Annotated in this window: 26 protein-coding genes, 2 pseudogenes and 2 riboswitches; of the genes and pseudogenes, 16 read left to right on the forward strand and 12 right to left on the reverse strand. The window is 39.8% G+C overall.

Translation table 11 applies throughout. The annotated features are described in order from the left end of the window. Window positions 1-311: 311 nt before the first annotated feature. From Q7A53_RS01750 to Q7A53_RS01760, 3 genes are all read left to right on the forward strand, one after another. The gene (locus tag Q7A53_RS01750; RefSeq protein ID WP_411787384.1) at window positions 312-2,186 is read left to right on the forward strand and encodes an LTA synthase family protein; all 1,875 of its coding nucleotides are present in this window, start codon (window positions 312-314) and stop codon (window positions 2,184-2,186) included. Between the two features lie 223 nt (window positions 2,187-2,409). Further along, on the forward strand, window positions 2,410-3,102 hold the full coding sequence (locus Q7A53_RS01755) for an ABC transporter ATP-binding protein (RefSeq protein ID WP_411787385.1): 693 nt from the start codon (window positions 2,410-2,412) through the stop codon (window positions 3,100-3,102). A 13-nt stretch (window positions 3,103-3,115) separates the two neighbouring features. After that, window positions 3,116-3,904 carry an ABC transporter permease gene (locus Q7A53_RS01760; RefSeq protein ID WP_411787386.1) on the forward strand — a complete coding sequence of 263 codons (789 nt, stop codon included), beginning with the start codon at window positions 3,116-3,118 and terminating at the stop codon, window positions 3,902-3,904. A 48-nt stretch (window positions 3,905-3,952) separates the two neighbouring features. On the opposite strand, the gene Q7A53_RS01765 is transcribed toward Q7A53_RS01760, so the two are convergent. Beyond that, on the reverse strand, window positions 3,953-4,117 hold the full coding sequence (locus Q7A53_RS01765; RefSeq protein ID WP_411787387.1) for a DUF2759 domain-containing protein: 165 nt from the start codon (window positions 4,115-4,117) through the stop codon (window positions 3,953-3,955). 158 nt (window positions 4,118-4,275) lie between these two features. On the opposite strand from Q7A53_RS01765, the gene Q7A53_RS01770 reads away from it, so the two are divergent. Continuing rightward, entirely contained in the window at window positions 4,276-4,899 is a 624-nt protein-coding gene (locus Q7A53_RS01770; protein WP_411787388.1) for an MBL fold metallo-hydrolase, read from the forward strand. 72 nt (window positions 4,900-4,971) lie between these two features. On the opposite strand, the gene Q7A53_RS01775 is transcribed toward Q7A53_RS01770, so the two are convergent. After that, entirely contained in the window at window positions 4,972-5,211 is a 240-nt protein-coding gene (locus Q7A53_RS01775; protein ID WP_411787389.1) for a DUF2626 domain-containing protein, read from the reverse strand. Window positions 5,212-5,471: 260 nt separating this feature from the next. On the opposite strand from Q7A53_RS01775, the gene Q7A53_RS01780 reads away from it, so the two are divergent. Beyond that, the gene (locus tag Q7A53_RS01780) at window positions 5,472-5,855 is read left to right on the forward strand and encodes a Spx/MgsR family RNA polymerase-binding regulatory protein (protein WP_411787390.1); all 384 of its coding nucleotides are present in this window, start codon (window positions 5,472-5,474) and stop codon (window positions 5,853-5,855) included. 165 nt (window positions 5,856-6,020) lie between these two features. On the opposite strand, the gene Q7A53_RS01785 is transcribed toward Q7A53_RS01780, so the two are convergent. From Q7A53_RS01785 to comGA, 6 genes are all read right to left on the reverse strand, one after another. Beyond that, entirely contained in the window at window positions 6,021-6,410 is a 390-nt protein-coding gene (locus Q7A53_RS01785; protein ID WP_411787391.1) for a hypothetical protein, read from the reverse strand. Further along, the gene (locus Q7A53_RS01790) at window positions 6,379-6,786 is read right to left on the reverse strand and encodes a competence type IV pilus minor pilin ComGF (RefSeq protein ID WP_411787392.1); all 408 of its coding nucleotides are present in this window, start codon (window positions 6,784-6,786) and stop codon (window positions 6,379-6,381) included. Before Q7A53_RS01790 ends, Q7A53_RS01785 begins: the two co-directional genes overlap by 32 nt. Before the next feature lie 302 nt (window positions 6,787-7,088). Next, entirely contained in the window at window positions 7,089-7,538 is a 450-nt protein-coding gene (comGD, locus tag Q7A53_RS01795) for a competence type IV pilus minor pilin ComGD (RefSeq protein WP_411787393.1), read from the reverse strand. After that, a complete protein-coding gene (gene comGC / locus Q7A53_RS01800) occupies window positions 7,522-7,839 on the reverse strand; it encodes a competence type IV pilus major pilin ComGC (protein ID WP_411787394.1) in 318 nt (105 codons plus the stop codon). Before comGC ends, comGD begins: the two co-directional genes overlap by 17 nt. An 18-nt stretch (window positions 7,840-7,857) precedes the next feature. Then, window positions 7,858-8,919, reverse strand: a complete 1,062-nt coding sequence (locus Q7A53_RS01805; RefSeq protein WP_411787395.1) for a type II secretion system F family protein — start codon at window positions 8,917-8,919, stop codon at window positions 7,858-7,860. Next, window positions 8,879-9,886, reverse strand: coding sequence for a competence type IV pilus ATPase ComGA (gene comGA, locus Q7A53_RS01810; protein WP_411787396.1), 1,008 nt, complete (start codon window positions 9,884-9,886; stop codon window positions 8,879-8,881). The genes Q7A53_RS01805 and comGA overlap by 41 nt, the downstream gene beginning before the upstream one ends. A gap of 97 nt (window positions 9,887-9,983) precedes the next feature. Between comGA and Q7A53_RS01815 the strand changes: the two genes are divergently transcribed. Both Q7A53_RS01815 and Q7A53_RS01820 read left to right on the forward strand, forming a co-directional pair. Next, window positions 9,984-10,502, forward strand: a complete 519-nt coding sequence (locus tag Q7A53_RS01815; protein ID WP_411787397.1) for a shikimate kinase — start codon at window positions 9,984-9,986, stop codon at window positions 10,500-10,502. Window positions 10,503-10,521: 19 nt separating this feature from the next. Next, window positions 10,522-10,692, forward strand: coding sequence for a YqzE family protein (locus Q7A53_RS01820; protein ID WP_411787398.1), 171 nt, complete (start codon window positions 10,522-10,524; stop codon window positions 10,690-10,692). Between the two features lie 32 nt (window positions 10,693-10,724). Here Q7A53_RS01820 and Q7A53_RS01825 read toward each other — a convergent pair whose 3' ends face one another. Both Q7A53_RS01825 and Q7A53_RS01830 read right to left on the reverse strand, forming a co-directional pair. Beyond that, window positions 10,725-11,531 (reverse strand): YqhG family protein, encoded by an 807-nt coding sequence (locus Q7A53_RS01825; protein ID WP_411787399.1) that lies wholly within the window; start codon window positions 11,529-11,531, stop codon window positions 10,725-10,727. Further along, complete coding sequence (locus Q7A53_RS01830; RefSeq protein WP_411787400.1) at window positions 11,528-13,171, reverse strand: DEAD/DEAH box helicase; 1,644 nt, start codon at window positions 13,169-13,171, stop codon at window positions 11,528-11,530. Before Q7A53_RS01830 ends, Q7A53_RS01825 begins: the two co-directional genes overlap by 4 nt. A gap of 166 nt (window positions 13,172-13,337) precedes the next feature. Further along, window positions 13,338-13,426: riboswitch (glycine riboswitch) on the forward strand. A gap of 3 nt (window positions 13,427-13,429) precedes the next feature. Continuing rightward, window positions 13,430-13,522, forward strand: a riboswitch (glycine riboswitch). Between the two features lie 64 nt (window positions 13,523-13,586). Between Q7A53_RS01830 and gcvT the strand changes: the two genes are divergently transcribed. Genes gcvT through gcvPB form a run of 3 tightly spaced genes read left to right on the forward strand, consistent with a single transcriptional unit; the run spans window position 13,587 to window position 17,513 of the window. Continuing rightward, entirely contained in the window at window positions 13,587-14,687 is a 1,101-nt protein-coding gene (gene gcvT / locus Q7A53_RS01835) for a glycine cleavage system aminomethyltransferase GcvT (RefSeq protein ID WP_411787401.1), read from the forward strand. A 20-nt stretch (window positions 14,688-14,707) separates the two neighbouring features. Further along, window positions 14,708-16,060, forward strand: coding sequence for an aminomethyl-transferring glycine dehydrogenase subunit GcvPA (gene gcvPA, locus Q7A53_RS01840; protein WP_411787402.1), 1,353 nt, complete (start codon window positions 14,708-14,710; stop codon window positions 16,058-16,060). Further along, a complete protein-coding gene (gcvPB, locus tag Q7A53_RS01845; RefSeq protein ID WP_411787403.1) occupies window positions 16,053-17,513 on the forward strand; it encodes an aminomethyl-transferring glycine dehydrogenase subunit GcvPB in 1,461 nt (486 codons plus the stop codon). Before gcvPA ends, gcvPB begins: the two co-directional genes overlap by 8 nt. Window positions 17,514-17,664: 151 nt before the next feature. On the opposite strand, the gene Q7A53_RS01850 is transcribed toward gcvPB, so the two are convergent. Further along, window positions 17,665-18,051, reverse strand: a complete 387-nt coding sequence (locus Q7A53_RS01850; protein ID WP_411787404.1) for a rhodanese-like domain-containing protein — start codon at window positions 18,049-18,051, stop codon at window positions 17,665-17,667. A gap of 392 nt (window positions 18,052-18,443) precedes the next feature. Here Q7A53_RS01850 and Q7A53_RS01855 point away from each other — a divergent pair. The 4 genes and pseudogenes from Q7A53_RS01855 to Q7A53_RS01870 form a co-directional block, all read left to right on the forward strand. Further along, a pseudogene (locus tag Q7A53_RS01855) lies at window positions 18,444-19,238 on the forward strand (ribonucleotide reductase N-terminal alpha domain-containing protein); the annotation flags it as partial. A 355-nt stretch (window positions 19,239-19,593) separates the two neighbouring features. Next, a pseudogene (locus Q7A53_RS01860) lies at window positions 19,594-21,372 on the forward strand (vitamin B12-dependent ribonucleotide reductase); the annotation flags it as partial. Between the two features lie 144 nt (window positions 21,373-21,516). Next, the gene (gene mntR / locus Q7A53_RS01865) at window positions 21,517-21,948 is read left to right on the forward strand and encodes a transcriptional regulator MntR (protein ID WP_411787405.1); all 432 of its coding nucleotides are present in this window, start codon (window positions 21,517-21,519) and stop codon (window positions 21,946-21,948) included. Between the two features lie 192 nt (window positions 21,949-22,140). Continuing rightward, on the forward strand, window positions 22,141-23,022 hold the full coding sequence (locus Q7A53_RS01870) for a patatin-like phospholipase family protein (RefSeq protein ID WP_411787406.1): 882 nt from the start codon (window positions 22,141-22,143) through the stop codon (window positions 23,020-23,022). 15 nt (window positions 23,023-23,037) lie between these two features. Here the strand turns inward: Q7A53_RS01870 and Q7A53_RS01875 are convergent, their stop codons facing one another. Beyond that, the gene (locus tag Q7A53_RS01875) at window positions 23,038-23,436 is read right to left on the reverse strand and encodes an SA1362 family protein (RefSeq protein WP_411787407.1); all 399 of its coding nucleotides are present in this window, start codon (window positions 23,434-23,436) and stop codon (window positions 23,038-23,040) included. A 510-nt stretch (window positions 23,437-23,946) separates the two neighbouring features. On the opposite strand from Q7A53_RS01875, the gene Q7A53_RS01880 reads away from it, so the two are divergent. Both Q7A53_RS01880 and aroQ read left to right on the forward strand, forming a co-directional pair. Next, window positions 23,947-24,456: a YqhR family membrane protein gene (locus tag Q7A53_RS01880; RefSeq protein WP_411787408.1), complete on the forward strand. Its 510-nt coding sequence runs from the start codon at window positions 23,947-23,949 to the stop codon at window positions 24,454-24,456. Between the two features lie 54 nt (window positions 24,457-24,510). Then, window positions 24,511-24,957 carry a type II 3-dehydroquinate dehydratase gene (aroQ, locus tag Q7A53_RS01885; RefSeq protein ID WP_411787409.1) on the forward strand — a complete coding sequence of 149 codons (447 nt, stop codon included), beginning with the start codon at window positions 24,511-24,513 and terminating at the stop codon, window positions 24,955-24,957. Window positions 24,958-24,959 lie beyond the last annotated feature (2 nt).

A 24,959-nucleotide genomic window follows, 5' to 3' on the forward strand; every position in this document is an offset into this window, starting at 1 on the left:
TCGCTTTTAAGTTTTTTCACCACGGGTAGGGTTTCATTTTAAAGGAAAGGAAAGGAATTCTTTAAATCTTCTATCCTCGGCGCCTAATAGCTGCAATAAAATACCAGGATCTTTAGAAGCTTATTACATTTGCTTGGCATTTTTCTAACAAATACTTGTTTCTCCACCTTTTTTGAAACTTTTATGGTAAAATCATCGTCATAATATTGTGGATGAACTAATAATAATGATACTTAAATGGAAACATAAATAGTTTGAGAGATGCGAATGGTATTCATTTAACTTGTCGAGGAGATAGAGGAGGAACACCCATGCAATTAAATAAAAGGAAGCTCCCTTTATTTGTGATTGCAACGATTTTATTTGGTATTAAAACTTATATCCTTTACAGATTCATCTTTGATTTATCTATTGAAAATCCATTACAGGAAATCATTCTTTTCATTAATCCCTTGGCAAGTGCTTATTTAGTTTTTGCGATCAGCGTCTGGCTTAAACCGAACCGACAGCTAAAATATTTGCGCTGGACTTCTATGATCGGCACCGTCGTTTTGTATCTGAATCTATTGTTCTATCGTAATTTTACGGACTTTATTACGATCCCTGTTTTGTTTCAGGGAAACAATGCTTCAGATTTAACTTCCAGTATTTTTACCTTAATTCATAGTACCGATCTTTTTTTATTTACTGATGTAGTACTAATTTGGCTGCTAAGCAGAAAGAAATACCGTATGTACACAGAATTATCCGGGAGCAGCAGAATTGCGGCTACTGCCGTAACATTTCTATTATTAGCAGGAAATATAACTCTGGCCGAAGTCGAGCGTCCCATGCTGTTTGTTCGTACTTTCGACCGTGAGTATTTAGTAAAAAATATTGGGATTTTTAATTACCATCTTTACGATTCAACGATGCAGACAAAAACTAAAGCACAGCGTGTTTTCGCGGATGGAACGGAAATAAGCGAAATTGAAGGGTATATGGATGAGAACGTTAATACAAATGAGAAAACGGATTTGTATGGACTTGCCAAAGGAAAAAACGTTATATTTGTAAGCTTGGAGTCGTTTCAAAACTTCCTGCTGGATTCAAAAATTAATGGCAAGGAAACAACCCCTTTTTTAAATGATTTAAAGGAAAGCAAAGACACATTCTGGTTTAAGAATTTCTATCATCAAACGGCTCAAGGCAAAACCTCTGATTCGGAATTTTTAATTGAGAATTCTCTTTATCCATTGGGGAGGGGAGCCGTATACTTTACTAATGCCCAAAACGAGTATCACTCCCTTCCTGAAATCCTTAAAGAAAATAATTATTATACTTCTGTATTTCATGCGAATAACCGGAGTTTTTGGAACCGTGACGTCATGTATAATAACATTGGTTATGATCACTTTTATGATGAAACTTCCTTTGTTGAAAACTCTGAGAATTCATTTGGTTGGGGGCTGGATGATAAAGATTTCTTCGCCCAATCCATTAAATATTTAAAAAAGCAAAAACAGCCTTTCTATAGCAAATTCATAACTTTAACAAACCATTTTCCATTTGAGATGCCTCAGGATAAAGCCAATATTGATCAATTTGATTCTGGTTCAGAAACTTTAAACCATTATTTTCAAACTGCTAGATATACAGATGAGTCCATTGAAGAGTTTTTCCAGGAATTAAAAGAAGCGGGCTTGTATCAGAATTCGGTCATTGTTTTAATGGGCGATCATTATGGAATCAGTGAATTTCATAACAATGCTATGGGGAAATTTCTAGGTAAAGATATTAATGGATACGAGCATACACAGCTTCAGCGTGTTCCTTTCATGATTCATATACCGGGGTATCATAAAGCGAGCCAGAAGAATAATATAGCCGGCCAAATAGATGTGAAGCCAACGCTGCTGCATCTGCTTGGTATCGATAATTCCGGTGATCTGGCGTTTGGCCAGGACATGTTCCGCCAGAATCGCAAAGATTTTCTAGCGTTAAGAGATGGAACTGTGGTCAGTGACGACTACATTTATGCGGATAGTACCTGTTATCATCGAGATACTGGGAAACCTGTGGCAGAGGGCAAGGAATCTAGCTGTGAATCGTATAAAGATAAAGCCAAAAAGGAACTAGAATATTCAGATTCCATTATTTATGGAGATTTGTTTCGATTTTACGATTTTCACAGTAAACTTAATTAAGGGAATTGGAAAGCTGGACCTGAATCAGAGCGAATTCGGGTCCAGCTTATTTTTATGATTATTTACAGTTCCGGAGGGGAATGGACGTAGGTAAGAATTTATTGAGTGAGTATCCAAGGAAAAAGAAGGATAAAATACTATTGAGGGTTTCGGTGAATTCATACATAGGAAAGATACAGGATAATTGAACCATTCGCACGAATAGTATGCAGCAGAAAGGAAAATGGCCGTGTTTCGATTTGAACAAGTAAACCAAGAACCTTTGCACGACTTGAATTTTACCATTGAGAAAAATGAACGAGTCATGTTATTTGGCCCTTCGGGAGCGGGAAAGAGTACTCTTTTGTTTTTATTCAATCGATTGAAGGATCCGGAAAGCGGGAAGATTTATTTTGACGATAAAGCGATTGAAGAGCACTCGATTACGAGGTTAAGGAAGAGAGTGGGTCTAGTGCTTCAGGACTCTAATTTATTTCCAGGCACAGTGCTGGATAACGTGAAGTTCGGTCCTGCTTTATTTAAGGAGTGGGACGAGAAACAAGGAACGAAATTATTGGAGTATGTGCAGCTGCCTCAGTCGTACTTGACTAGAACAGTGGATCAATTATCGGGAGGGGAAAAACAGCGAGTATCTCTTGCCAGAACCTTAGCCAATTCTCCAGAAATTCTCCTACTTGACGAACCTACCAGCGCATTAGATTACCGAACTGCTGAAGAGATTGAAGGAGTATTATTAGAGTTAATTAAAGAACAAGATCTAACGATGGTCATGGTTACCCACGATTTGGCCCAAGTAAGGCGTCTGGGCACCCGTGGGTTATTTATAAAGGATGGAAAGCTTCAGGAGGATGGAAAGATTCCTGAGATGCTGGAGAAGCCGAAAACCGCTATTCTTGGAAAGTATTTAGAGGAATAGGGGGGATGATGGAATGAATCCAGAAGTATCGAATCAATCTTTATTATTTCTAATTATTTTTGTCATCGTTCCGCTTAGTCTCTCCTACTTTTATCAACTGGGTTTAAACAAAAGCATATTATGGTCATCTATTAGAGGTGCGGTACAGTTATTTGCGATTGGCTACATTTTAACTTACCTATTTGATTTAAAAGCTGTGATTGGAATTCCTTTAATGGTAGGGATCATGATCATAGTAGCGGCCTTCCATGCCAGAAAGAAGGGTAAAGAGCTGCCGAATGTTTTGCTTGTAATTTTTACTGGTCTGATCCTTGTTGAAGGAAGTGTACTAGCATTATGGCTCCTATTTGGACTCGTTGATTTTGTTCCTTCTCAAGTTATTCCAATGAGCGGTATGGTGATAGGAAATAGTATGGTTGCAATGGGACTCGCACTTGAACGTATGAAGAATGAATTCACTGAAAACCGTGGCAGACTGCTCGCTGCACTATCTTTAGGAGCAGAGCCTAAGCAAGCTTCCCATTTGATCGTCCAGAAGACTTTAAATGCTTCCCTTATTCCGAACGTTGACCGATTAAAGACGATTGGGCTTGTACAACTGCCCGGGATGATGACAGGGTTGATTCTTGGCGGTGTGGAACCGGTTATGGCTATTAAATATCAACTTGTTATTTCATTAAGTATATTCTCTTCCGTTTCCATCAGCGCTATGTTCGTAACCTTGTTCATGTATCGATATTTCTTTAACAAAAACAAACAATTATTAGAGTCCACAGAAGAAATTAAGAATCAATATCAATAAAAAACCAGCTGTTATAACGCAGCTGGTTTTTTTACTGTCCATTTAGTTTTAGCTGAAAAGATTAGAGTAAATAGTCATCACAGAAAACCAGCCAAATACTAATGCTGAAGCACCGGCAAATAATACAGCGAAGAAATTTTTTGATTTAGCTTCACGGAAAACAGCGAGAACACAAAGAATGGCTACTATAAGAAGAATGACACCTGTTACCAAATTCAGCACCTCCTAGAAATCATTTCTTATTCTTATCATTTAAGGATGTTATACTGTATGTAACTCATTAGATTCCTACTTATTCTAATGGATAATATGGAATTTGTCGAGTTGCTCTATAAAGTATTTTATATAATTACAAGTGAGGTGTCTACCCTTTGATAAAAATTTCCCGTTTGCCTTTAGGGCCAATGGCTACAAACGCTTACATTATTTACGAGAACAAGAAAGCTCTGGTAATAGATCCTGGCGGAGACTTTGCTAAATTACATCAATTTCTAACTGATAAAGAACTCCAAGTGGAAGCTATTTTACTAACTCATGCTCACTTTGATCATATAGGTGCGGTGGATGAAACAAGAAAAATGTACCATGCTCCTGTTTACCTACATGAAGCAGAGAAAGACTGGCTGATGAACCCAGAGCTAAACGGGTCTGGTCTCTTTCAAGTAGGTGAGATAACGGCTGCTCCTGCTGATCATTACTTTACATTGGGAGAAAACCAAATTGGAGACTTTAGCTTTGAAGTCCGTCATACTCCTGGTCACTCCCCGGGCAGTATATCCTTAGTATTTAGCAATCAAAGGTTTACTGTGGCAGGAGATACGCTTTTCCAAAGAGGAATGGGCCGAACAGATTTGCCGGGCGGGAGCCGTGAAGAACTTGAGCAAAGTATTCATGACCACCTCTTTAGTTTGCGCAATGATATGAGGATTTATCCGGGCCATGGAAAACCCACTACGATTGGTGAAGAAAAAGCTGAAAACCCCTTTTTTTTCTAGGCTTTTCTAAACTTATTTAAAAATGTGTATAATAAAAAACTGCTATCCGCAAGGGATAGCAGTTTTTTTCATTTACTCGAATCCTGGAACTAAAATAAATGAAGAGTAATAAGTAAAGCCAATCATAAACACTGTCAAGTATGAGAAGAATATGTAAATATACATACGTTCTGACAGTTTAAGGAAACCGACAGTAAGGAAAAATGCTGTTTGAACTAAAGATAAAATAGATGCTTCCATCATGCCCCCTGCATAGAACATAACAGTAAATATCCCAGTCCAAAAGGCCAGCACGCGAAACATACGGTCCATGCTTCTTCCCCCTCCTTTAAATGGATAGACTATCATACATATTATAAACGACCCCTGAAGGAATGTAAATAAGTCTGAAACCAGGCAGTCATTTTCTTTATTATACCCTATATCGTTCATTCTGACCCATAAATGATGAATAGAACATTTGGGTAATTTTAGAATTAAATTTTATTGCAAAAAGCGTTTAAAAAATTGTACAAAGGTTATACAATGATTATACAATATGAATAATCCCATACACAGAAGGAGAGAAAAGTATGAGCGACTTAAAATTTTTCAGCTATCCCAGTTGTACTTCCTGCCGAAGAACCAAATCCTGGTTAAAAAGTCAGGGAGTGGTTTTTAAAGAACAGCATTTATTTCGAGAAACCCCTACTGTAGAAGAGCTTCGGGCAATTTTATCTTTGACTACTGAAGGAATAGATGAAATTTTAGCAAAAAGAAGCAAGGAATATAAATCCTTAAATCTTAATGTTGAAGAGTTAACAGTTAATGAATTTTTAGATCTCGTTATAGAAAAGCCGAAACTCCTTCGGCGGCCAATCTTAACGAATGGCGAAAAATTGGTCGTGGGTTACAACGAAGAAGGATTAAGAAGTATTACTAACCAAAAGTCAGTATTCACTGAGAAGATCTCATAAGGAATAGCAAGGGAAGATATTTCATGCTTAAAACATAGACAATCATCATCGTCCTGATTCGGAAGGGATACGATGATGATTTTTTATTATGGTTTAGAGCGGAAGAATTTTTAAAGTGACAGGCAGTATTCAGCCTAAGAGAGTCACCAACAAGGAGGATAGGATTCATTCTGTTGAGCTTGCCGCCGGGTAGCCTCTGGTAAGGATCTTAGATTTTTTATTAGTCAATACAAGGTCCCACTTGCAGCTGTAAAAATTTCCCTTAACTTTTGTACAGGTGGCATCGGCATTCCCGCTTGGGGTTTCAACATGATAGGAAAAAGCTAAGGATTGGGGGTGTTCAGATCCGATCATCAATGATAGTTTCTCATGAGCAACTTCAAACAGCGATTGAAAGACTAGTCCCTGGCGATAAGTATCCGTAAAATATATCTCATTTTTATAGTGCCGGGAAGCGAAAATTGTAAAGACAATAAGAAGTGACACGATTGCACATACAAAAGGAAAGATGACTCCTCTCTCATTATTCAGAAGGAAGAAATAATTCTTTTTCAAATTGATCTCCTCCCTTCAATTGGATCGTCAATACTACAAGACGGTTCTTTTTTTCAAATTGAAGCGTCTTCACATTTTTAATCAAAAACTCATTTCCTTTATTGTTTACCCTGCGTCTGAGTGAGTCCGCATAAAGCTCTAATCGGATATTCTCACTGCTTTGATTGATCACATCTATAAAATGTGATTGAACACGAACATCTTCCGCATCGTTAAGTTCTTCCTGTACAAATGTAAAACACTGTAATACTGCCAGTTCATCATCTGCAGAATGGTAGTGAAGAAAAGTAAGAAGCGGAAAGGAAAGGCTGAGGATAAGCAAAGTAATCATTAGACTTATTAACGTTTCCGCTAATGTAAAGCCATGACTATTCATTATTAGTGTAGAGACACGTACGATGTGAGTGTCTTTCCTCGTTTATTCTTTGTTCGCAGCCTTCAATCAATCCTTCCACGTTACGAAAATGATACACAATGTTTCCATTTGTGAAGCTGAAGGGTTCTTCTAATGTCTGCTTTCTTAATTGTAGGAGCTGGTTGTGTAGCAGGAGAAGTCCTTGTCTATCTTCTTGAAGATGTTTCTGGTTCTCTTTCAGGAGAAGCAAGGCAGGCAGGATAGAAAAAATGACCATAAGAAGCAGAGTGAAGGCGCATAGGACTTCTACAAGCGTGAAGCCTTTACTGTTCAATGATGTTCACCCGGCTTTTTCCAAATGGGAAGACAACTCGATAGTTTTGGTCTTTTGTATAAATAAGCATTGTCCCTGGCTTTTTAATCGTTCCATCCGCAGTAAATTGGATAGGGGAAGTGAGGGTTAACATATCAATTCTCCAATTCTTTGGAAATTTTCTTTCGTAAACCACTTCTTTTTGTTTATAGTCATATAGATAGTACTCTTTCAACTCGGGCCGGATGTAGAGAAGGTAATAGGGATGGTTCTCCATCGTTAATTGCTGAGCGAGAAGCACATCGGATTCCAACTGGCGGATATATTCTTTCCTTTCCATGTTTATAACGGCTTGGCTGTGGAAAGGGGCAATACATAATAACAGCACACTCCAGGCAAGCAGTACTAATAAGACCTCAGCCAGGGAAAATCCATTATAATTCCTATGACTGCGGTTCATCAGCAGGCGATGTTACTTTACCAGAAGCAGAATCATAGCGCAGAGAGTTCCCGTCAGGACATGTGTCCTGCTTTAAATATCCTTCAGAAACAAGTTCATTTAAGCTTGCAGGGTAGGATCCATTATCCAGAAAATAGGCTTGAACTTGAGCATCCGCTGTGAGGACTAGTGCTTCACAGCCTTTATCTCTGATCATAGTATTGTTTTTCGTTATATTTGGGATAGTGAGGATTAACAGGACAGAAATTATTAATAAAACGATCAGCATTTCGATTAATGTAAATCCTTTTTCATTAGTCATCTATTTGTCTCCTAATACTTATATTTGTCCCATCCATTCATAGAGAGGAAGCATAATTGCAGCATAGATTGTCACAATGATCACGGCAATAATGATAAAGAATACGGGTTGAACCAGCTGAATTAAATTCATAATCTTATCTTGAATTTGTTCCATTAGAAACTCGGAAAGTACAGTGAGTTCTTGGCTCAAGGCTTGTAAATCATTAACTTGATGGAAAATGGAAGTTAATTCTTCCTTGAGTAAGGGACATTGGTGGATGGCTTGACCAAGTGTTACACCTTCGCTGAGGGAAGAGAGAATCAGATTACAGTAGTGAGACAGCTCTGTGTATTTAGTCTGACTCTTAATCATTTCCAAAGCGGCCTGCAGAGTTAATCCTGCAGACAGCAGTGAACTGAGGTGGGTCGCTAATAAAAAAGTAAACGAATAGGTTTTAACCCAGCGCCAGATGTTGACTTTCTGATAAAGAGTTAAGCACTGTTCAACCGTAAGTCTAGGTTTCATGACTTTCCATAGAAGATAAAGAACCAGCGACGCAACAATTATCAAGCCCATTCCATTAATAATATAATTAATGAAATGGATGAGAATAAATGTGATGGGCTTGGTATCATTATTTTGAAATAAAATGATAAAATTGGGTAGCACTTTCTGCTTAATAATGGAAAAAGCAATGACGAGAAAACAGAGAAGGAGTAAGGGGTAGCGAAGCACTTGTTTTAATTTACTGGTGTATTGTTTTTGTACCTGCAGTAGATCTTCGCATTGGTGAAATAGGGAAGGCAGATCGTGGTGGATTCGTCCAAAATAAAGGAAATTGACGGCACTTTTAGTGAAGTTCACTTTTTGAAATGCAACATCAATCGGATCCCCCTGGGTAAGGTGATGAATCAAAGAAACAGTTATAGGCTTTAAAGAGTGGTCCCAGCTTGTCATTTTCAAAGCATCTACTAAGGGGTATCCTTTATCCAAAAGAGCAGCCATCCTGTGGAAGAAAGTAATTTGTTTTCCCAGAGGTATTTTTTTGGGAAAGGATTTATGTTTCTGCTTCTTCTTGATTTGTAAATCCAAGTGCATAGGCTTTGCTCCTTAAATATAGAAAAGATTGGAAGCTCTTACGAAGATAGGGGGAAGTGTCGTGGATAGCCTCTTGAAGCATAGGTCCTTCCAGCAGCTCAAGAATCGCTGCTCTTTTTGGCAAGTGGTCTTCACAGGAAAGGGACAGCAGTTCCTGGGCTGCTATGGCTATGAGAGTCTGTTCAAGGTCGCTAACTTTAATCTGCATTTCTTTCAATCGATTTAACGTCCCGTAGGCATCTTTCGCGTGAATCGTACTGATCACGAGGTGACCGCTAAGCGCGGCACGAAAAGCGAATTGAGCCGTTTCTTTATCCCGTATTTCTCCTACCATGATTAAGTCAGGATCGTGGCGAAGAGCTGCCTTCAATCCAGTATCATAAGTAATTCCTGCCCTTTCATTCACTTGAACCTGAATAATATGATTAAGGTTCTTTTCAATAGGATCCTCTAAAGTTATCGCTTGGTAAGATTGATGGTTCATCATGGATTGAAGCAGAGCGTAAAGAGTGGTAGTCTTTCCACTGCCGGTCGCACCGGTTAAAAGAATCATTCCGGATGATTTGGTTAACCAGCTCTCTAAACGTTTGAGCTGAGCAGGGAAAAGGAATAATTTCTCTAAATTAAGGTTTTCCATAGGGGATAAAATACGGATAGCGAGACTTTCTGTACCAACAATGGGCAAAGTAGAGAGGCGGAGATCATACACTGCTTGTCCTGAACGATGCTGAATGGTTCCATTTTGAGGACGGGTTCTTTCACCAATATCCATTCCAGAAGCAAATTTAAAATATGCAAGGATTTTCTGATAAGATGGAAGAGATAATGTGGAGTGGAAAATACGTTTACCGTGGATCCGAAAGTGGATGGTGGCATTTTCTGAGTAAGCAGAAAAGTGAATATCCGATGCTGTTTGCTGGAGGGCAGCAACAATCACTTCTCTTGCCTGATTAGCAATAGACTTCACTGGGAGTAGATCACCTCATTTCGTTAATTTTACTTTTACTTATTTCGACAGTTTTTGCGATTATCCTTCTTTTACAAAAAAATTTTGGAGGTAACTTATGAAGATTTTTTTAATTGGGTTTATGGGCAGCGGGAAATCTACGGTAGCAGGTCACTTAAGCAAAGAAATAAACCTTCCATACATAGAAATGGATCAGCAGATAGAAGAAAGAGAAGGGATGAAAATCTCTGCCATGTTTGAACAATTTGGAGAAAAGTATTTCCGGGAAATGGAAACGAAATTTCTGGAAACACTGAAAGAGGACGCCATTATCTCCACTGGGGGTGGGGTAGTTGTTAAAACTGAAAATATTTCTCATTTAAAAAAAGGATTTGTAGTCTTTTTAGATGTCTCCTGGGAAGAAATTTGTTCCCGGCTGGAAAATGACACGGATCGGCCATTATGGAGAGGGGAAGATTCAGAAAAGAAAAAACGCTACGAAATAAGACTGCCCTTGTATAAAAGTGCGGCCGATACCATTATCCATGCGGATACTAAAACACCACAGCAAATTGCCCGGGAAATTGCAGGACGATTAAAACAGGAGCATAGAGGACATACTAATCATAAAGAATAGTGCAAAGTGGGGATTATTTATGAATAGTAATGACTATGTGAAGTTTTTAACGGAAGAAATGGTTAAATATATGCAATTAACTAAAGCAGAAAAAAGAGAGAGAAAAGCACAAAAACCGACTAAGAAGTCTACCTATTATTGGTTTGGACTGTTACCCGTCGCTTTACGAATGTTCAAAAGAAAACTATAGATGAAAAACAACCTAGACTTAATATCTATAGTCTAGGTTGTTTTCATGAGCAGTCCTTGACTCGTCTGCTGGGAAATATAAAATAAACCGCCGTTCACAATGCTTATGGTAACTCGCGGCTGATATCTGGTTTCAATCTGGGCTTGCTCCTTTAAGAAGTCATCTTTGGATACATCTTCGGTTTCAAAGAATCTCTGCAGTAAATGCTGCTCTTTCTCTAATTGTAAGATTGAATCCTTTGCCCAGGAATCGTCGGCTGCCTGAATGTAGGTGTCTAAATAATTATGGATTCTTTTATATCCGCTTATAAGGCTGATAACCGGCGTCATTGGGAAAGTATAATCAGACACTTGAGAGTCGAAGGATATATTCCAGAGACTGTCCATCATATTCGTTAAGATTGTTCCATGAATAAGGTTGATGCCTACTGAGAGCTGTTCATCTCTCGCTTGTTTTCCTCGATATTGAATTAGAGCATTCAATATAAGCCAAGGGTTCATAGCCTTTTGATCTACAGGTTCCTTAATGGATTCATAGAGCCGTGCAGATTGACCTTTTTTCATCGCGATACCATAAATCCTCTGCAGCATAGGACTTCCTGCATGTAAGTATATTCCTTCTATTTCTGAACCGTTTGTATGGGTGAAGGTTAACTGCATTGGTTCGCCCTGCCTGTTCATCTTTTTCATATAATGCCAGTAAAATGGACGATTCATTAATTCTTCATCCATATCCGCTGATAACTGGATGGTCATATGGTAAGGACCTTGGTCGCTAATGGAACAATTATAGGAAAGAAAAAAGTTTTTCACAAATTCGTAATAGGGGTTTATTTTCAACTTAATTCCTTCCTTTCATTAACCGAGTATTCTACATAACTGACCAGATTGTTCAGCTTAATATCTATTTCTCCCTGACTTTCTGATTCACTCATTATGGATTGGATTTGTCTATCAAATGAGCCCCCGGGGATCTTTTCTAAAATTTCATCCAGATCTCCGACTGCATGCCTAAAGATTTCTATCTTCTCATACAGCAGCTTCATGATATGATCTTCAATTGTGTCCTTAATGGCGAAATTATAAATGTGAACATTTTGCTCTTGGCCAAACCTGTGAATTCTTCCAATTCGCTGTTCTAGTCTCATTGGGTTCCAGGGAAGATCATAATTTATCATTTTACTGCAAAATTGTAAGTTGATTCCTTCTCCTCCTGCTTCAGTAGCGACAAGGACTTGAGCCTTGGTCTTAAACAATTGCTTCATCCAGTCTCTTTTCCCTTTATTGAACTTCCCACTAAATGGAACAGAAGAAATTCCATGCTGCTGCAAATACCATTGCAGATAAAACTGAGTAGCTCGATATTCTGTGAATACAATAAATTTTTCTTCTGATTGTTGAATAATTTCCACCATACGCTTTGCCTTGACGTGGTGAGGCAGTGTTCCTAATTGAGTCATGAAGTCATTGAGTAATGCCGCAGTTTCTGTATTAGCATTGGCCGCCAGCTGTTTGAGTGACATAAAACAGGCTTCTCTCGAAGAACATAATTCTTTAGCTAAAGTTAACCAGGTAAAGGAAGGATAGGCAGTTCTCAGTGCATCTAGCTGCTGATATAAATGCTTCTCTTCTGATGAAAAATCCAAACGCTCATTAGTCACAATCCGTTTAGAGGAATCAAGCCCGGTATCCTTCCTGCGATTTCTAATCATGAGTTTGCTGAGTAACGAATGAATATGCTCCTGATCAGCTGATTGCTTGGCTTCTTTATTATACTTCTTCTTAAAATCAGTTAAATTTCCTAGATATCCTGGTTTAAGTATGGACACCAGGTTAAATAAATCACTTAAATTATTTTGGATAGGAGTAGCGGTCAAAAGCAGGCAGTAGGTTTTCTTTAAGGACTGAACAAATTGATAATTTTTTGTCTGATGATTCTTCAGTTTGTGAGCCTCATCAATAATAATTAAATCATAATCAATGGAAAGAATACTTTCCTTATGAGCTTCTCTTTTAGCCATGTCGATAGAGGTGACGGTTATATCCCAGTCCTGCCAAGCAGTATTCTTTTTCCGTGGTGAAGCTGCTTGAATATAAAATTTTTCATTTAATTCCTGGATCCACTGATTGACAAGGGAAGCGGGAGTAAGGATAAGGATTTTCTTCGCCATTCCTCTGATTAACAATTCTTTTAAAATCAGCCCGGCTTCCAAAGTTTTTCCAAGTCCAACTTCATCCGCAAGAATGGCACGTCCGCTCATTTCGTGGATGACTTTACTGGCTGCTTCCACCTGATGATCAAGAAATTCGACATGCGGGAGATGCTTTAAGGCAAGCAGGCCCTCAAAACCGGGAACTGTTTTATTTTCAGCTGCCTGGTAGGCAAGCTTAAATCCATTCCAGGATGAAAGCTTTTCAGGTTGATCTAAGTTTGTTTTTAGCGTAGATATGAATGTTTCATCATGATTAATCTTAAACATAGGGCCTTCCTCCGAACATTCTTTTAAAAAAATGAAAAATAATTCGTAAAAAACCTTGTTAATCTGAAACAAGGCTATGTTATAATAAATCTGAAATATACAAAAAAACTGATAGAAGCTTTACAGGTTAGTATGGCCAATGCAATCTAATAAAATACTAAAGCGAATGACTGCAGGGGGAGAGACTACTTTTGTAGCGCCGAAGGAGCAAGCATAGTATGTGAATCTCTCAGGCAAAAAGACCCCTGTACGACGCAGCTCTGGAGAGCGTTTACTATGGTAAACCACCCAAGAAGCAAGCGGATATGAATACGTTTTCATAGCGTGAAACTTTCTGGTTAACGGACAGAGACTCCCGTAACACCAGAGGAGTTTCTTTTTTTATGGATAAAAATTGAACTGAAGGAGCGATTAGATGGCTGAATTGAAACGAACACCGTTATATTCTGAGTACCAGAAAGCAGGGGCAAAGACGATTGATTTTGGCGGCTGGGATTTACCAGTCCAATTTAGCAGTATAAAGGAAGAACATGAAGCAACACGGACGAGAGCAGGATTATTTGATGTATCCCATATGGGAGAAGTAAGAGTAGAAGGAGAGAACAGTCTTTCTTTTCTACAGCGTATGTTAACAAATGATGTTTCCAAATTGTCACCTGGGAAAGCCCAGTATACGATCATGTGTTATGAAGACGGGGGAACCGTTGATGATTTAATTGTATACATGCTCGATGAAAACCAATACTTATTAGTTGTGAATGCCGCTAACCGAGATAAAGATACAGCTTGGTTAAAAGAACATCGTACTGATGGGGTAACCATTGAAGATGTTTCCGATGAATTTGTTCAGCTCGCTCTTCAAGGGCCGAAAGCAGAAGAGGTTCTCCAAAAGCTGACGAAAACCGATTTAAGCGCTATTAAATTCTTCCGTTTTGAGCAAGAGGTAACGATATCCGGGGTTACAGACCCGGCGATTGTATCAAGAACAGGCTATACAGGGGAAGACGGATTTGAAATTTATCTTCCTCAGGCTTCAGGTCCAGAATTATGGCAGGCGATTCTTGCAGCTGGAAAGAAAGAGGGGGTACAGCCGATTGGGCTGGGTGCTAGAGATACTCTAAGATTTGAAGCAAACCTTGCTTTATATGGCCAGGAACTAAGCCCGGAAATTACTCCTCTGGAAGCTGGCCTTTCCTTTGCGGTAAAAGTTAATAAGGAGGCCGACTTTATTGGCAAGGACCGCTTGAAAGAACAAAAAGAGAATGGAACAGATCGCAAGTTAGTGGGAATTGAAATGATTGATAAGGGTATCCCGCGTACCCATTACGAAGTGTTTGCTGATGATGAAACGATCGGATTTGTAACTACAGGCACACAGTCCCCGACACTAGGTAAAAATGTAGGGCTGGCTTTGCTTGACCAAAACTTTACAGCCGTAGGAACAGAAGTAATGGTACAAGTAAGAAAACGCCGTTTAAAAGCAAAGGTTATCCCGACTCCGTTCTATAAACGATAAGACTTCAAGGAGGATTCATAATGGAATTCCGTTATTTACCTATGACTGAACAAGATAAACACCAGATGATGGAAAAAGTGGGAATTAAATCGACTGATGAATTGTTTGCTGATATTCCTGAAAATGTAAGGTTTAATGGTGATCTGAATATTAAGCCACCGAAAAATGAATTTGCTTTGATGAAAGAACTAACTCAAATGGCTGACCAGAACGTTAACCTGAAATCTCATACTTCATTCTTAGGGGCTGGCGTGTATGATCATTACATCCCTTCAATCGTCGACCATGTGATTTCAAGGTCAGAGTTTTACACGGCTTATACTCCTTACCAGCCCGAAATCTCTCAAGGCGAATTGCAGGCCATTTTTGAATTCCAGACGATGATCTGTGAACTGACAGGAATGGATGTAGCCAATTCATCCATGTATGATGGCGGCACAGCTTTGGCTGAAGCGGTAAACGTATCGGCCGGTCACACGAAAAAGAAAAAAGTGCTCGTTTCAAAAGCCATTCATCCTGAGTCTTTAGCGGTCATCCATTCCTATGTAAAAGGACCGGGACTGGAAATTGTAGAAATTGACCATAAAAATGGACTGACAGATCTTGAACAGTTAGAGAATGAGTTGGATGAAGATACAGCTAGTGTAGTGGTCCAGTATCCTAACTTTTTCGGTCAAATTGAACCATTGAACAAGGTTCGTAAGATTGTTGATACCCAAAAGAAAACGATGATGATCACATCCAGTAATCCTCTTGCACTTGGATATTTAACTCCTCCTGGTGAATTTGGTGCGGACATTGTGGTTGGTGATGCACAAGTATTTGGGATTCCTGCCCAGTTTGGCGGTCCTCATTGCGGATATTTTGCGACTACCAAAAAGTTAATGAGAAAAGTTCCAGGACGTCTGGTTGGACAGACGAAGGACGAAGAGGGCCGGCGTGGATTTGTGCTGACATTACAAGCGAGAGAGCAGCACATTCGCCGGGATAAAGCTACTTCTAATATTTGTTCAAATCAGGCACTCAATGCGCTTGCAGCTTCAGTTGCCATGTCTTCACTAGGGAAACAAGGGCTTAAGAAAATGTCGTGGATGAATCTCCAGAAGGCAGCTTATATGAAAAACGAATTAGCAAGTGCCGGGATGCCTGTGGTATTTGATGGAGCCTTCTTTAATGAAATAGTTGTGGACACAGGCAAGGATATTAAAGAAGTGAATGCCCGACTGCTTGATAAAGGGTTTATTGGCGGTTACGACCTTGGAGAGATGGATGAAGAGCTGGATCAGCATATGCTGATTGCTGTGACAGAGGTTCGTTCAAAAGACGAGATTGACGAATTTGTAAAGGTATTGGGGGACATTCATCATGACTAATCAAGACTTTCCTTTAATCTTTGAACTAAGTCAAGAGAGCAGAACGGGTTTTAGTTTACCTGAATTTGACATACCTGAAAGTGACGTAGACGATATGATAGGCGATGAATTTGTTCGTACAAAGGATGCTGAGCTGCCAGAGGTGAGTGAGCTGCAAATTATGCGCCACTATACAGCTTTATCCAAGCGTAACCACGGAGTAGATTCCGGATTTTATCCGCTTGGTTCTTGTACGATGAAATACAATCCAAAAATGAACGAAGATGTAGCACGGCTTACAGGATTCAGTCATATCCATCCTTATCAAGCTCCCGAAACGATACAAGGTGCTCTTGGCTTAATGTATGATTTGCAAGAATCGTTAGTTAATATTACTGGTATGAATACGGTAACCCTTCAGCCGGCAGCAGGCGCACACGGTGAATGGACTGGCTTGATGATGATTCGGGCTTTCCATGAAGCGAATGGTGATTTCGACAGAACAAAAGTCATCGTACCGGACTCTGCTCATGGGACCAACCCCGCTTCTGCTACAGTAGCAGGATTTGAAGCTGTCACTGTAAAATCTGACGAACGCGGCCTTGTGGATCTGGAAGACTTAAAACGAGTGGTAGATCATCAGACTGCTGCATTAATGCTGACAAATCCTAATACACTGGGACTCTTTGAGGAAAACATCCTGGAGATGGCAGCGATCATTCACGAAGCGGGCGGTAAACTGTATTATGACGGGGCCAATCTTAATGCTATATTGGGATACGCACGACCTGGGGATATGGGATTTGATGTTGTGCACTTAAACCTGCACAAAACTTTTACTGGTCCTCATGGCGGTGGAGGACCGGGATCTGGTCCAGTAGGCGTAACCGAAGAGTTTGCTCCATACTTGCCAGCACCGTTGCTGGTGAAGGAGAAGGGGCAATATGTATTTGATGATGATCGGCCAGATTCCATCGGTCGTGTAAAACCTTATTATGGAAACTTTGGGATCAATGTGCGAGCGTATACTTATATACGGACTATGGGTCCGGAGGGGCTTAAAAAAGTCAGTGAGTATGCTGTGTTAAATGCGAATTATATGATGCGCCGTTTACAGGATGAGTTTGACTTGCCGTTTGATCAGCACTGTAAACATGAGTTTGTATTATCGGGCAAGCGTCAAAAGAAACTAGGGGTGCGTACCCTTGATATTGCTAAACGGTTACTGGACTTCGGCTACCACCCACCTACGATTTATTTCCCAATCAATGTAGAAGAGGCATTGATGGTAGAGCCGACAGAAACAGAGTCGAAAGAAACGCTGGATGCATTCATAGATGCGATGATTCAAATCTCAAATGAGGCGAAAGAGGATCCTGAAAAAGTTCAGGATGCTCCGCATACAACAATTGTAAGCAGAATGGATGAAACCTTAGCTGCTAGAAAGCCTGTATTAAGCTATACCAAAGAATAATGGAATGCCGGAGATCAGCAATGCTGACTCCGGCTTTTTCATATTTTGAAAGCAGAAGAGGGTAGTGAGTATAACACTTACATAACAAAAAACCTCCTAAAAAGATGGTATTCGCCTTTTCCATCTTTCTGGAGGTTATTGTATTACCCGTTTATTTTTTTTGCTTAATTTTTCCAGACCATTTCTTAAATCCACCTTGAAGGATGTTCAAGTCCTGGTACCCTTTTTTATCAAGCATCATTGCGGCACGCGTAGATCTTGTACTATTTTGGCAATATAGGTAGACAGGTTTATCCTTACGAATTTCCGTCAAACGGTTTCTCATTTGCGAAAGTGGGATATTCCTAGCTCCAAGAATATGTCCCCCGTCAAACTCATTGGGTTCTCTAACATCTATTAATTGGGCTTTTCTATAACCATTTCGAAATTCATCTTCAGTAAGAGTGGTTATGATTTTTCTTGCCTTTAGAAATCTATATAAACCAAAAGCAATGAGTACTACAGCTGCTGCTATTAAAATCCATAAGTTAGTGTCCATTCTATTATCCCCCCGTTTCTCTTTTCCCTTCTCTATTATAGGAGGGAATCGGTTTCTTTTCAAAGTTTTTTCTTTACAAACAGGTCTAAAGGATGTTCATAATAGAGTTTGTGTATTCTGCTATTTTGCAATGAATGAAAAAGGTCAAGGAAGAGATAAAATAGAATATTTGCTCTTTCTTCCTTAGTCTTACGGCTGATTTCGGCCATTTTTTTGATTGACAAAATTCAAGATATTCGTTCAATAACACTATATATAGAAAAAATGTCAGAATCGAACACAATATATTGATTATTTTTTTCTCTATGTGGTATGTTAATGATAGAAGAAAAAACTACAGATGACACAACTGACTTACATTAGCACAATCTCAGTAAGGGAGAGATGAATAGATGAACACCACCACTAAAGGAGAAACCCGCACTAAGATTAACCTGGAGCGGTTAAATGCGGATATCCGCCAATTTTCTCAAGTCCATGAAATTACTCCGGAGATGCATTTAACACATAAAGGGGTCTCACGTCTGGTTATGCTCGATCGATATGCTTTTAAAGACACCGAGAAATTAACGCTGGCCGAAGGTGACTTTGTCGTCTTAACGGTTAAAGATGACCCTAAATTTCCAGCCAGAGGGTTCGGTTTTGTGCATTCCATTAACTGGGAAGCACACGAAGCGGTTGTCAAAGTAGAGGATGAATTTGTTAATGTATTAGATCACGAAGAAGAACGGAAAACAGGGCTCATTAAAAGGAACCTGGATACGATTGATAAGCCGCTCGAAGTCTATTATGAGCAAATCGCCAAAAGGAATGCCACTGGCCTTGCAGAAGTGGAAACTTCGCCAGAGAAGAAACAGGAAAGTTTTGAACAGTTTTACAAAGAACTTTCGAGCTTAAACTTTATTCCTGCTGGAAGAGTATTATATGGGGCAGGATCAAACACCGACGTTACTTATTTTAATTGCTACGTCATGCCTTATATCCAGGACTCACGTGAAGGAATATCAGATCATCGAAAACAGGTGATGGAAATTATGTCCCGGGGCGGAGGAGTAGGGACGAATGGTTCTACGCTCAGACCTCGAAACACATTAGCCAGAGGGGTGAATGGGAAATCTTCTGGATCTGTTTCCTGGCTGGATGATATTGCGAAATTAACTCATTTGGTCGAGCAGGGCGGCTCCCGTTAACACCATGGCGGGAATAAAATCTCGTGAATTGCTGGAACACCCTTAGAGCCTGATTAACCACAATGTGACTGGTGACAGTGAGCATGAAGGTTTGAAAATAATTAGGATTGGGCAATCAGCAGCTAAGTATCTTGGGAAACTAAGATAAAAGTTCAACGACTATTGAAATTTCCTACAATCCCTTTCTCAGAAGGAAGAGGATCACGGAAAAAGTAAATCATAGAAACGGAAACGCTCTATGAGGCGCGAGACAGAGCATGTTGCTTTGATGATATAGTCTGATCTTACATGAAAGTGTGAGAGCCTGGCAGAAATGACCAGGCCCTTCCAACAAAGGAAGAGTAACAAAACGCGTGGCGCACAAATGATTATGCTAGCAGACTGGCATCCGGATATTCTGGAATTTATTATTTCGAAAATGCAGAACCCGAGGATTCTGCGCTTTCTTATCGAGAATACAGAAGATGAACAGATTAAGCAGCTGGCGAAAGACAAACTTAAATTCACTCCCCTTACTGAAACAGAAAAAGATTTATACCAGAGTGTATTAAATTATAAAACGATGCCTGGACAAGGCGGGTTTACTGAACAGAGCTTAATGGAAGCTGAGGATAAACTTAACACGGGAGGAACCTACGACGTTCACGGCTCTGATTTCTTAACAGGAGCGAATATTTCCGTCTGTATAACTAAAGAGTTTATGGATGCCGTAGAAAGAGATGAGGAATATACGCTAAGATTCCCGGATGTAGAGTCTTATTCAAAATCCGAAATGGACAGGTACAATGAAGAATGGCAGGCAAGTGGAGATGTACGAGAATGGGAAGAGAAGGGATTTGCAGTTCGAACATACCGCACGCTTAAAGCAAAAGAACTATGGAATCTAATTAATATCTGTGCAACTTATTCGGCAGAACCAGGGATCTTCTTTATTGACAACGCAAATGAAAAAACAAACGCAAGTGCATACGGACAGAAAGTTGTGGCTACCAATCCATGTGGAGAGCAGCCGCTTGCGCCTTATTCAGTTTGTAACCTTGCTGCTGTTAATCTTGCCTCTGTTGCAAATAAAGAAGAAAAGAAAGTAGACTTTGAAAAATTGAAACGTACGGTCGAAACTGGTGTTCGTATGCAGGATAACGTGATCGATGCTACACCTTACTTCTTAGAAGACAATAAAGTTCAAGCTTTAGGAGAGCGCCGGGTGGGTCTTGGAGTGATGGGGCTGCATGACTTGCTCATCTATTGTGAAACAGAGTATGGATCTGAAGCAGGAAACAAACTAGTAGATGAAATCTTTGAAACCATTGCAACGACGGCTTATCGTTCCTCCATTAACCTGGCCAAAGAAAAAGGCAGTTTCCCTTTTCTAGAAGGGGAGAACGAAGCAGAAACTAGAAGCTTGCGTGAGAAATTTATTAATACAGGTTACATGAAATCTATGCCTGAAGACATCCGAGAAGATGTGCTGACCTATGGAATTCGCAATTCTCACTTGCTGACCGTAGCTCCAACGGGAAGTACAGGAACTATGGTAGGAGTAAGTACAGGGCTTGAACCTTATTTCTCCTTCTCTTATTACAGAAGTGGAAGGTTAGGCAAATTTATCGAGGTGAAAGCTGATATTGTCCAGGAATACTTGCAAGATCATCCAGATCAAAAAGATGAAGATCTTCCTCATTGGTTCATTACAGCTATGACCATGACCCCTGAAGCTCACGCCGATACTCAATGTATCATTCAGCGGTGGGTGGACAGTTCGATTTCAAAAACGGTAAATGCTCCGAAGGGTTACGCTGTGGATCAAGTAGAAAATGTGTATCAGCGTTTATATCGCGGTGGCGCAAAAGGCGGTACGGTTTATGTAGATGGAAGCCGGGACAGTCAGGTTCTCACACTGAAAGCGGAAGAAAATGATTTCGCGGGCGAACAAGCAGAGTTTGAATTTGATGAAGACAAGAAACCGCGAGTCGTATTAATGGATACGGTTCATGAATTAAAGAAGACGAAAGTTACAATAGGCTCAGAAGTTGGCGATACATGTCCCGTGTGCCGAAAAGGTACAGTGGAAGATATCGGCGGATGTAATACGTGTACAAATTGTAATGCCCAGCTGAAATGCGGGCTGTAAGTCAATGATGAACCGTCACCGGGCACATTCGTGTCCGGTGTTTTATTTCACTAATGGACGAGGGTTGCTTGTCACCAAGCCAAAAAAAGTGTATCATTTTTATGAAGAATGTACATACAAACCAGGCGACATTGGGGGTTTATCATGCCAACACCAAGCATGGAAGACTATATTGAACAAATCTATATGCTTATTGAAGATAAAGGATATGCACGGGTGTCCGATATTGCTGAAAATCTCCAGGTTCACCCTTCTTCAGTTACAAAAATGGTTCAGAAGCTGGATCGTGATCAATATTTAAATTATGAAAAATACCGCGGATTAATCTTGACACCAAAAGGTAAGAAAGTTGGGAAAAGATTAGTTTACCGGCACGAGCTGCTGGAGCAGTTTCTGGAAATTATCGGCGTAGATGCTGAAAATATCTATGAAGATGTAGAGGGGATCGAGCACCATTTAAGCTGGAATTCTATCGATCGCATTGGAGATCTCGTCCAGTACTTTGATGAAAATACCAGCCGCGTGGATGACTTGAGAGAAGTTCAGCGTAATAATGAAGCACAAAATCAGGAGTAGAAAAAGGCGCTTACTAAGCGCCTTTTTTTATTGGCTGAATCTGCAGGCGATAGATCAGTTTCTTGTGATGGCCCATCGTTCTTTGTTTAGTAATCTTCAGCGAATCGCTGTGTAATGAATTCTTTCCTGCTCCTAGTTCTAATTAAGACTTTCCCCGTTTATATATGAAATAAGCGGGGTGGTGCCTTGAAAGTGGACGGAGTTTTTTCAGGTGGCGGTGTAAAAGCGCTCGCCTTTGTAGGAGCGTTGGAAGTTCTGAATCAGCATGGGTATGAGTATAAGCGAGTAGCAGGAACCTCTGCTGGAGCAATTATGGCATCCTTAATTTCAGCTGGATATTCAGCTGAAGATTTACAGCCGATTCTTACCAAGTTATCATTTGAAAACCTTATTGACGCTCCTGTGCCCGAGCGCTATTTTCCATTTTCTAAATGGCTGATGCTCTACTTCAGAATGGGTTTATTTAAAGGGAACCGTTTAGAAAAGCTAATTGAAGGATGGCTTGAGGAAAAAGGAGTCCGAACTTTTTCAGATCTACCTAAGGGGAGTTTGAAGGTTGTCTGTTCTGATTTAACACTAGGAAAAATGGTGGTCATTCCGGATGACTTAAAACTTCTTTATGGAATTGATCCTGCAACTTTCTCTGTAGCTAAAGCGGTAAGGATGAGTGCTGGACTCCCTTATTTCTTCATGCCTGTCAAGCTTCATGGGAAGAAAGGGAAATCATTAATAGTCGATGGGGGAGTGCTTAGCAACTTTCCTATCTGGATATGGGAAAATGAAGAAGGTAAACGAAAACGTCCTATATTGGGAATGCAATTGAGTGATCCGCCTGACCAGCTACCTGAAAGGAAAATAAGAAATGCGATACAGATGTTTCATGCGCTTTTTCGCACGATGAAACAAGCTCATGATGCCAGGTATATTTCTCCAGCTACCAGCAGAGATGTTATTTTCATTCCAGTTAAAGATGTGAATACCACTGATTTTTTAATGACCAATGAACAGAAAGAGAAGCTGTTGGAATTGGGAAGGACCCATGCATTGCTTTTCTTAAAAAGGTGGAAACGATAAAAAAATCGAGCTCTCCTAAAAGGAGGCTCGATTTTTTCCTTTATTTTTACTACCTTCAATGACCCGTAGGTGAGGGACGTTAGGGCGTTTGCGCTTTTTCTGATTAAACGGTGAAGGTTTCGCCTGAGATTTAATGGATGTGCTTTTCTTAATCACAGGCGGTGCTTTATATTTCTGTTTTGACTGTTTTACGGCTTGTTTATATTTCTTCATTTCGTTGCGGCTTCCTAAAGATCCTGTACGGTTTCGAAGGAAAAAAAAGTAAATCGCACCGTACAGCACTGCTGCCATTCCAATGGTCATGATGATCATCTTTAGAAAAGCGGAAGTATCTGTAGTCAACTTGATTCCCACATAAAATACTGCTAAAGCGATCAAAGCATAAATAACCGGTGTTATCCACTTACGATTCATAATCTATCTTCCCCCCTTCTGGATTAAACCACCTTAAAGATTACCTTACTATGATGTATACCACATAGGATGGGTTATTCATCATGTCCTGGGCCATTGGCGCTATATCTCTACTACTTTGCTCAATCTATGAGAAAAGGCAGTTTGAATAAAGTCTGGAATTAATAATGACGGGATCCTCTCTTTAAGGTCTCTCTCAATCTGTTCATACAGAATAAGGAACTTACGTGCGGCATCGCTATTTAAATTGTTTCCTATCATGATGAAAATATTCAATGAATTGATAAGTATGTGTTTGATTATTCCTCGTTCTTATAAGCTGAGCACTATTTTAAATCAGCTGTTTAACCGTGATGATCCTCTATAGATTTTAAATAACGTTCAACCGGTGAGTATACTAAACTTTCTACCTCTATTTTACAGTAAAATTGCTGGAATCACTACCCTTTTGCACAGAAAGACAAGCATGAAATTCATTCGACTGGAAATGATAAAAAGCGAGGTGATCATATGGCTGATAAACAAAAAGAACAAAATAAGAAAGAGCCAGCACAGAGCGTATTATCGAAATCATTACTTATTGGATTTGTGGCAGGGAGCCTTTGGGGTGGTCTGGGCGTCGTAGCATATTATTTTCATTTTACAGAAGTGTCAGCTGCGTCGTTCGTATTTCGTTCTTTCTGGCAGACTGAATGGACAGGCAGCTTATTAGGGGAGGTCTTAGCAGTGTTGGTTGTAGCCATTCTTTCAATAGTTACAGCTCTCCTTTATTATATGTTATTTAAATCAAAAAATGGCATGTGGCCGGGGGTAATTTTGGCGGCTGTTCTTTTCCTGCTCATCTTTGTTGTTCTGGATCCTTTATTCCCGGCAATTCCAAGCCTCACTAAACTATCAAGTGATACTTTAGTAACCACAGCATGTCTTTATTTATTGTATGGTGTGTTTATTGGCTATTCCATTTCTTATGAATTTCATCAGTTTAACGAGCCAGCGAATGATTATTCAAATGAATCATAACTATGATAAACTACACTTGTATGACTATTTTTTTAGAGGGATAGGGGGAGGATGATGAAGCGTTTACTGCTCTTGAATGGTCCGAACTTAAATCTGCTTGGGCAGAGAGAGCCAGAAACTTATGGGAGCCAGACGTTGGAGGACATCGTACAGTTAGTCACAGATACTGCCGATGAACTGAACTATGAGCTAACCGCCTTTCAATCTAATCATGAAGGTGAGCTAATTGATCAAATTCAGAATGCGGAAGGAAATGTATCCGGTATCATCTTCAACCCGGCAGCTTATACACATACCAGCGTAGCTATCAGAGATGCGGTGAGCGCTATCTCAGTGCCCGTCATTGAAGTGCATATTTCAAATGTTCATAACAGGGAAGAATTTCGCCGCCATTCAATGATTGCCCCAGTATCGGCCGGTCAGGTGATCGGTTTTGGAATCGACGGTTATCGGTTAGCTGTTCTAGGTATTATAAAAAAGATAGAAAGTGAAGGGAGATAAAA

It is taken from the genome of Halobacillus rhizosphaerae, assembly GCF_046719735.1.
Taxonomy (GTDB): Bacteria; Bacillota; Bacilli; order Bacillales; family Halobacillaceae; genus Halobacillus_B; species Halobacillus_B rhizosphaerae.

Bases quoted from the DNA above. Each gene is read 5' to 3' on its own strand.
- Q7A53_RS01775 (WP_411787389.1), bottom strand. From the start codon at position 5,211: ATGGACCGTATGTTTCGCGTGCTGGCCTTTTGGACTGGGATATTTACT.
- Q7A53_RS01820 (WP_411787398.1), top strand. From the start codon at position 10,522: ATGAATAGTAATGACTATGTGAAGTTTTTAACGGAAGAAATGGTTAAA.
- Q7A53_RS01790 (WP_411787392.1), bottom strand. From the start codon at position 6,786: ATGAATAGTCATGGCTTTACATTAGCGGAAACGTTAATAAGTCTAATG.
- Q7A53_RS01750 (WP_411787384.1), top strand. From the start codon at position 312: ATGCAATTAAATAAAAGGAAGCTCCCTTTATTTGTGATTGCAACGATT.
- Q7A53_RS01805 (WP_411787395.1), bottom strand. From the start codon at position 8,919: ATGCACTTGGATTTACAAATCAAGAAGAAGCAGAAACATAAATCCTTT.
- Q7A53_RS01875 (WP_411787407.1), bottom strand. From the start codon at position 23,436: ATGAATCGTAAGTGGATAACACCGGTTATTTATGCTTTGATCGCTTTA.
- Q7A53_RS01880 (WP_411787408.1), top strand. From the start codon at position 23,947: ATGGCTGATAAACAAAAAGAACAAAATAAGAAAGAGCCAGCACAGAGC.
- gcvPB (WP_411787403.1), top strand. From the start codon at position 16,053: ATGACTAATCAAGACTTTCCTTTAATCTTTGAACTAAGTCAAGAGAGC.
- Q7A53_RS01830 (WP_411787400.1), bottom strand. From the start codon at position 13,171: ATGTTTAAGATTAATCATGATGAAACATTCATATCTACGCTAAAAACA.
- Q7A53_RS01780 (WP_411787390.1), top strand. From the start codon at position 5,472: ATGAGCGACTTAAAATTTTTCAGCTATCCCAGTTGTACTTCCTGCCGA.
- Q7A53_RS01815 (WP_411787397.1), top strand. From the start codon at position 9,984: ATGAAGATTTTTTTAATTGGGTTTATGGGCAGCGGGAAATCTACGGTA.
- mntR (WP_411787405.1), top strand. From the start codon at position 21,517: ATGCCAACACCAAGCATGGAAGACTATATTGAACAAATCTATATGCTT.
- comGD (WP_411787393.1), bottom strand. From the start codon at position 7,538: ATGAACCGCAGTCATAGGAATTATAATGGATTTTCCCTGGCTGAGGTC.
- Q7A53_RS01850 (WP_411787404.1), bottom strand. From the start codon at position 18,051: ATGGACACTAACTTATGGATTTTAATAGCAGCAGCTGTAGTACTCATT.
- gcvT (WP_411787401.1), top strand. From the start codon at position 13,587: ATGGCTGAATTGAAACGAACACCGTTATATTCTGAGTACCAGAAAGCA.
- Q7A53_RS01760 (WP_411787386.1), top strand. From the start codon at position 3,116: ATGAATCCAGAAGTATCGAATCAATCTTTATTATTTCTAATTATTTTT.
- gcvPA (WP_411787402.1), top strand. From the start codon at position 14,708: ATGGAATTCCGTTATTTACCTATGACTGAACAAGATAAACACCAGATG.
- aroQ (WP_411787409.1), top strand. From the start codon at position 24,511: ATGAAGCGTTTACTGCTCTTGAATGGTCCGAACTTAAATCTGCTTGGG.
- Q7A53_RS01755 (WP_411787385.1), top strand. From the start codon at position 2,410: ATGGCCGTGTTTCGATTTGAACAAGTAAACCAAGAACCTTTGCACGAC.
- comGC (WP_411787394.1), bottom strand. From the start codon at position 7,839: ATGACTAATGAAAAAGGATTTACATTAATCGAAATGCTGATCGTTTTA.